The following is a 6,656-nucleotide window of genomic DNA, read 5'->3' on the forward strand; positions in this document are numbered from 1 at the left end:
GAGCGATTTTGGATCAAGCAATAGAAAAGAAAAATCAAACTAAGGGCAGACGGATGAAAATCTTGATGCGACTGCTCAAGTTAATCGCTAACACTAGTCCATGGATGCTCACGGTTTCTATTATTACGATCGTCTTGGCGGCGGCCAGCAACGTTATTGGCTCACTGTTCATTGAACGATTGATTAACGATTACATTGTGCCATTAACTAAAGAAAAAGTGCCTAATTATGGGCCGCTGGCTACTGCTATTGCAGTAATGTTTGGTATTTATGCGATCGGCTTTTTGTCAAACTATCTCTTTAACATGTTAATGGGTGTTTTGGCGCAAAAGGTTCAATTCCGTGTTCGTAACGAGATGTTTACCCATATGGAAAGTTTGCCGATTTCATACTTCGATCAAAATGAATTCGGCGATGTGATGTCACGCTACACCAACGATATTGATACATTGATGCAGATGATCTCACAATCCATTCCACAATTTACCAACTCAATTCTGAGTTTGATCTTCGTTGTGTTTGCGATGTTCAGCTTAAGCTGGCAATTGACTTTGTTCTCATTCATTATCTTTGCTTTATCAATTGGAATTGTGCGTTATTTGACTTTAAGATCAAGTCATTATTTCCAGTTGCAGCAGAAGAAGTTGGGGCAAATCAATGGTTACAACGAAGAAATGCTTAATGGTTTGAAGGTTATTAAGGTCTTCAGTCATGAGCCAGAATCAAAGGAAGGCTTTGATAAGTACAACGAAGAATTGTGTGAGGCATCTGGTAAAGCTAATACTTATGCCACGATTTTGTTCCCAATTATGGGTAACATGGGTAATTTGCTCTATGTTTTGATCGCCTTTATTGGTGGTGCCGTAGATATCAATGCCTGGGCTCCGCTTTCACTGGGTGCCATCGGTTCATTCTTGCAATTATCTAAGCAATTCAGTATGCCAATTGCACAAATTTCACAACAATTGAATTCAATTGTTATGGCTTTGGCTGGTGCTGATCGAATCTTTAACTTAGAAGATCAAGTTTCAGAAACCGACCAAGGCGACGTAACGATTACTAAAGATGCTGAAGTAGGCGGCCAATGGAACTGGAACGTGCCGCAAAAAGACGGTTCAGTTAAGAAGGTGCCAGTTCGCGGTCACATTATCTTTGATCATGTTAGCTTTAGCTATGTGCCAGAACATCAAATCTTGCACGATATTTCGATTAATGCCAAGCCAGGGATGAAAGTGGCCTTGGTTGGTGAAACTGGTGCCGGTAAGACGACCATTTCGAACATGCTTAATCGTTTCTACGAAATTGATTCAGGTACGATTACTTATGATGGTATTCCGATTAAGAATATTAAAAAGGATGACTTGCGTAAATCACTTTCGATCGTTTTGCAAGAAACACACTTGTTCACTGGTACAATTATGGACAACATCCGCTTTGGTAACCCAGAAGCCAGTGACGATGATGTTTACCAAGCAGCGAAATTGTCACACGCGGATGAATTCATTCACGACCTCGATCACGGCTATGAAACGGTAATCGATGGTGATGGGGGCGACCTTTCTCAAGGGCAAATGCAGCTGCTCAGTATTGCCCGGGCAATGATCGCCGATGAACCAGTTATGATTCTGGATGAAGCAACGTCAAGCATCGATACGAGAACCGAAAAGATGGTTCAAGCCGGGATGGATAACCTCTTAGCCGGTAGAACGAGTTTCGTAATTGCTCACCGGTTGTCCACGATTGTTAATTCAGATTTGATCTTAGTTCTTGATCATGGTCACATCATTGAACATGGTAATCACCAAGAACTTCTTAAGCAAAAGGGTTACTACTATGAGCTCTATACTGGTAAGAAAGAAATTCAATAAATTAAATAAGTCGGTTTTAACCGGCTTATTTTTTTAGAAAAAATAAAGATAAGCAATGATCTTAGGCGTTTTTTTGAAAAATGAGTAAAATAAGACTATGATTTGCTAAACTATAGATAAGCATAAAAATAAGAATAAGAAGGGGGATTTTTCCTCGTGAAAATTTTAGTTGTTGATGACGATAAAGAGATCGTAGAACTTTTAAGCATTTATTTAAAAAATGAAGGTTATGAACCAGTTGCAGCTTATAGCGGCAAGGAAGCAATTACTAAGTTAACCACGACGCCTGACATCGCTTTGATGATTTTAGATGTTATGATGCCCAATATGTCAGGAATCGAAGTAATCAAGGAAGTTAGAAAAGATTCCGATATTCCAATCATTATCGTTTCTGCCAAAACCGGCGATATGGATAAAATCCAAGGTTTGATTACCGGTGCCGATGACTATGTTTCTAAGCCATTTAATCCATTAGAAGTGATGGCTAGAGTACGTTCACTACTTCGTCGTAGTCAAAAGCAAGTCAAGGATGACAAGCCAGACATTTTGGAAGTTGGCCCATTAGTAATCAACCGTGATTCACACGAAGTAAAAACAATCGATGGCAAGACCATTCAATTGACTGCTTTGGAATTCGGTATTTTATACCTATTAGCTAGTCATCCTAACCGTGTTTTCTCTGCTGATGAAATTTTTGAACGTGTTTGGCAACAAGAATCAATCGTGTCAGCTAAGACAGTCATGGTCCACGTATCGCACTTGCGGGATAAGATCCAGAAGGCCACTGATGGTGAGGACGTTATCCAAACCGTTTGGGGCGTAGGTTACAAGGTCGAGGCATAGCCCATGAAAAAAGAACGCGTCAAACTTACTGGCGCCGAGAAGAGCGAATTATTTGCAGAAGGAGTCGTGACGGTTATCCTTCTGCTTTTATTGAATTTATCAATAATTATTCTGATTCACCTGGCCATTTTGCAGGATGAGAACTTGGTTAATGGGATCTTCTTCCTAAAAAAAACGATGACCTTTGCTGGGGGCTATCATGTTTGGTCTTGGCAGAATATTTTCATTGTCTTAATGGGATTAGGTGATCTTGCCGTTCTTTATTGGCGCTTGATCAGAAGATATCACCAAATGCAGCTGCGTCACGTTATTTTGGAACTGCATTACATTGCTAGTGGCCACTTTGATCATCGAATTAACTTCAGGGTGCGGCCCGAATTGCAGCGCGTGGTGGATTCGATTAATTCACTGGTTGATAGTACTGTGCATTCAATTAATGAAGAGCGGGCAATCGAGCAATCTAAGGATGAATTGATTACCAATGTCTCGCACGATATTAGAACCCCACTAACTTCAATTATTGGCTATCTGGGCTTGCTTAAAACTGGCGTTACAGCACCTGAGGATCAGAAAAAGTATATCGATATTGCTTATACCAAAGCAGAGCAGATGAAATCGCTGGCCAATGATTTATTTGAATATACAACCTTGAAATCAACCAATACCAAGCTGAATCTGAACGATCTGCATATTTATTCCATGCTAGAGCAAGTGGCCGCGGGTTTTGAACTAGAAGCCGAGAAGAAGGGGATTGAGATCGAGATCCAGGCTAGACCTAAAGACTTAACGATTAAGGCTGATGCGGAAAAATTAGTGCGCGTCTATAATAATTTGATCTCTAATGCCTTCAAGTATGGCGCTGGCGCGACTAAGATCAAATTAGTTGCTAACCTGGTCAATAAGCGTGAAGTTGAGCTTCGCGTCGAAAATAATGGTGAGCCGATTCCTAAGGAATCACTAAATAAAATTTTCGAGCGTTTCTACCGGGTGGAAACTTCGCGTAATACCAAAACTGGCGGCACAGGCTTAGGGCTTTCGATTACCAAGAGTGTCGTTGACTTGCATCATGGTACGATTCGCTGTGAGTCGGATAAAAACTGGACGAGTTTCATTATTCGTTTGCCACTTGATCCTAAGAAAGCACCAAGTAAGCGTTAGCTGTGTTATAATTTTGACTGAAATGTTTTAATACAACGAGGAGAAAAGTTAATGAGTATTTCTTTAAATACCTGTATATTAATTTTAAAAGAGCACCATTTGCTTAAATCAAGCGCAGTCCAGGATACTGTCGCAACTAAGATGGATTACGTATCTTATGATTCGCGTGATATTCAAACTAATACATTATTCTTCTGCAAAGGCGCAGGCTTTAGACCAACTTACTTATCAATGGCTAAAGACAATGGCGCTATTTGTTACGTGGCAGAGCAACCATATCCAGAAGGCAAGGGAGTGCACGCCCTAATCGTGCGCGATGTGTCTAAGGCAATGGCATTGCTATCTGCCGCATTCTTCCGCTTCCCGCAAGATGACTTATATGTAGTAGCCGTCACTGGAACTAAGGGCAAGACTACGTCAGCCTACTTCTTGAAGGGGATGCTGGATCAAGTTAATGGTGGCAAGACTGCCTTAATCTCTTCAGTTAACGATGTGGTTGGACCTAAGCCAGAAGATAGCTTCAAGTCCAGTTTGACCACGCCAGAGAGCTTAGACTTGTTCCGTGACATGCGTAAGGCAGTAGATAATGGGATGACCCACTTGGTTATGGAAGTTTCTAGCCAAGCTTATAAGAAAAATCGGGTATTTGGCTTAACCTATGATTTAGGCTTCTTCTTGAACATTAGTCCTGATCATATTGGACCAAACGAGCATCCTAACTTTGCGGATTACTTGCATTGCAAATTGCAATTGTTGGTTAACTCCCGCAAGTGTATTATTAACGCGGAAACTGATCACTTTGATGAGATTTATGCAGCAGCTACTACCACGACTAATCCTGATAGCATCTACTTATTCGCTCGTGATAATTTTGAAAATCCGGACTTGAAGGTACCAATTGACTTCAGATTTTCTTCTGAAGAATTGGACATGAACGAGACTCGCTTCAACTTGGTTTGTGCCAGTGATAAGGCACGCAAGTTGCCAATTAATGGCGACTACAGATTGAAGATGCTCGGCGACTTCAACGAATCCAACGGTACAGCTGCCATTATTGGTGCTGGTCTTGCCGGACTTAACCATGATCAATGTGCTGCCGGTATTCGCGATGTAACCATTCCAGGCAGAATGCAAACTGAAAGAACCAAGAAGCATGGTATGGTTGTCGTTGATTACGCTCATAACAAGGCTTCAATGATGGCGTTAATGAGCTTCATGCGCAATGAATTTAACGATCCAAAGATCATCGTTGTTGTTGGTGCACCAGGAGATAAGGGTGTATCACGTCGTCCAGGATTTAGCGAGAGTTTAACTGCTTATGCAGATAAGGCGTTCTTAACTACTGATGATCCAGGTTTTGAAGATCCGAAGAGCATTGCCGAAGAGATTGACTCAGGCATTGATCATTCTAAGTGTGATGTCACGATTGAATTGGACCGTAAGAAGGCTATTCATGACGCGATTGCGATGGCTACGCCTAATGACGTGGTATTGATCTGCGGCAAGGGTGCGGATGCCTTCCAAAAGATTCGCGGCGTCAATACGCCATATCCATCAGATATTGTAGTTGCCCAACAAGTTATTAATGAATTAGAGGGTCAAGAAGAACATTTTAGGAAGTAGAAAAAATGAAGCATTTCTTTAGTATTATTGGCGGCATGGGAACTATCGCCACTGAAAGCTACGTTCGTTTGATTAATCATCGCGTAAAGATTGCCAAAGATCAAGATTATTTGAATTATTGCTTAGTAAATGACGCACAAGTTCCTGATCGAACTGCCTATATTAAAGATCATACTAAGCCTAACTTTTTCTATGACCTGCGTGACGACGTGCTAGGACAAGCAAAGTTAAATCCTGACTTCTTCGTCATGCCATGCAATACGGCTCATTACTTCTATGATGATTTAGCTAAATTAACTGACATTCCATTTTTGCATATGATGCGAATTGCAGTTCATAAGTTCATCGAACAATATCCCAAGGAAACCAAGATTGGTTTGATTGCGACTGAAGGATCAATTTATGATCATCTCTATGAAGATGAGATTCACCGCATTCATCGCAACGTGGAATTTGGTGGCCCGGAGATTCAACCGATGGTAACCAAGTTGATCTATCGTGATATCAAGGAAAAAGGAGTCGTTGATGGCAAGCTGTATCATCAAATTTTGCAAAAAATGCATGATGATTATGGCTGTAATGTAATTTTACTGGGATGCACTGAGTTATCCCTAGCTCAAGAAAAGGCCCCGGATCATCCTTACCATGTGATTGACCCACAGTCGATTATTGCGGATGTGTCGATTGAATTAGCATTGAAGATTCGCAAGGGGATGGATCCTAAAGAAGCTTGTGCTAAGTATATGTACAAATAAAGATATACTATTATTATGTTAACGTCACTCAATAACCTTTTTAGTTATAAATTGAGTGGCGTTTTTTGAGACCGTAAAATAGTTTGTGTAAGGATGAATTATTCCTTAATTTAATTTCCTAAAACATTAGAAAAAGGAGTTCCTTTCTCGTATGATTGGTTTGAACAAAAAACACATACAGAAAGAAGAACTCCTTCATGAATGATTTTACCAAAAATATAACTCAAGCTCTATTCAATCAAGACAAAATAAACGATTTATTGCGCAAAGAACTCCAGCAAGCAGTTAATGACCTATTGGAAGCTGAACTGACTGCGTTTTTAGGCTATGATCCTTATGCCAGAGCTGGCTGGAATACAGGCAATTCACGCAATGGTGTTTACTTTCGCAAGGTTGATACGCAATTTGG

Annotated in this window: 6 protein-coding genes; all 6 read left to right on the top strand. The window is 40.6% G+C overall.

Going from position 1 to position 6,656, the window contains the following annotated elements:
• Positions 1-8 precede the first annotated feature (8 nt).
• Positions 9-1,868 (top strand): ABC transporter ATP-binding protein, encoded by a 1,860-nt coding sequence (locus BLP58_RS08415; protein WP_013854821.1) that lies wholly within the window; start codon positions 9-11, stop codon positions 1,866-1,868.
• 156 nt (positions 1,869-2,024) lie between these two features.
• Positions 2,025-2,711, top strand: coding sequence for a response regulator transcription factor CroR (gene croR / locus BLP58_RS08420; protein WP_013854820.1), 687 nt, complete (start codon positions 2,025-2,027; stop codon positions 2,709-2,711).
• A gap of 3 nt (positions 2,712-2,714) precedes the next feature.
• Positions 2,715-3,869: a sensor histidine kinase gene (locus BLP58_RS08425; protein ID WP_013854819.1), complete on the top strand. Its 1,155-nt coding sequence runs from the start codon at positions 2,715-2,717 to the stop codon at positions 3,867-3,869.
• A gap of 51 nt (positions 3,870-3,920) precedes the next feature.
• Positions 3,921-5,492 carry a UDP-N-acetylmuramoyl-L-alanyl-D-glutamate--2,6-diaminopimelate ligase gene (locus tag BLP58_RS08430; protein ID WP_013854818.1) on the top strand — a complete coding sequence of 524 codons (1,572 nt, stop codon included), beginning with the start codon at positions 3,921-3,923 and terminating at the stop codon, positions 5,490-5,492.
• A gap of 5 nt (positions 5,493-5,497) precedes the next feature.
• Positions 5,498-6,247, top strand: coding sequence for an aspartate/glutamate racemase family protein (locus tag BLP58_RS08435; protein WP_013854817.1), 750 nt, complete (start codon positions 5,498-5,500; stop codon positions 6,245-6,247).
• A gap of 197 nt (positions 6,248-6,444) precedes the next feature.
• Positions 6,445-6,656: transposase (locus tag BLP58_RS08440; protein WP_176752299.1), on the top strand; the 212-nt coding region annotated here is incomplete at its 3' end.

It is taken from the genome of Lactobacillus kefiranofaciens (genome assembly GCF_900103655.1).
GTDB lineage: Bacteria > Bacillota > Bacilli > Lactobacillales > Lactobacillaceae > Lactobacillus > Lactobacillus kefiranofaciens.

Coding starts and splice junctions, on each gene's coding strand:
- BLP58_RS08435 (WP_013854817.1), top strand. CDS start 5,498: ATGAAGCATTTCTTTAGTATTATTGGCGGCATGGGAACTATCGCCACT.
- BLP58_RS08430 (WP_013854818.1), top strand. CDS start 3,921: ATGAGTATTTCTTTAAATACCTGTATATTAATTTTAAAAGAGCACCAT.
- BLP58_RS08425 (WP_013854819.1), top strand. CDS start 2,715: ATGAAAAAAGAACGCGTCAAACTTACTGGCGCCGAGAAGAGCGAATTA.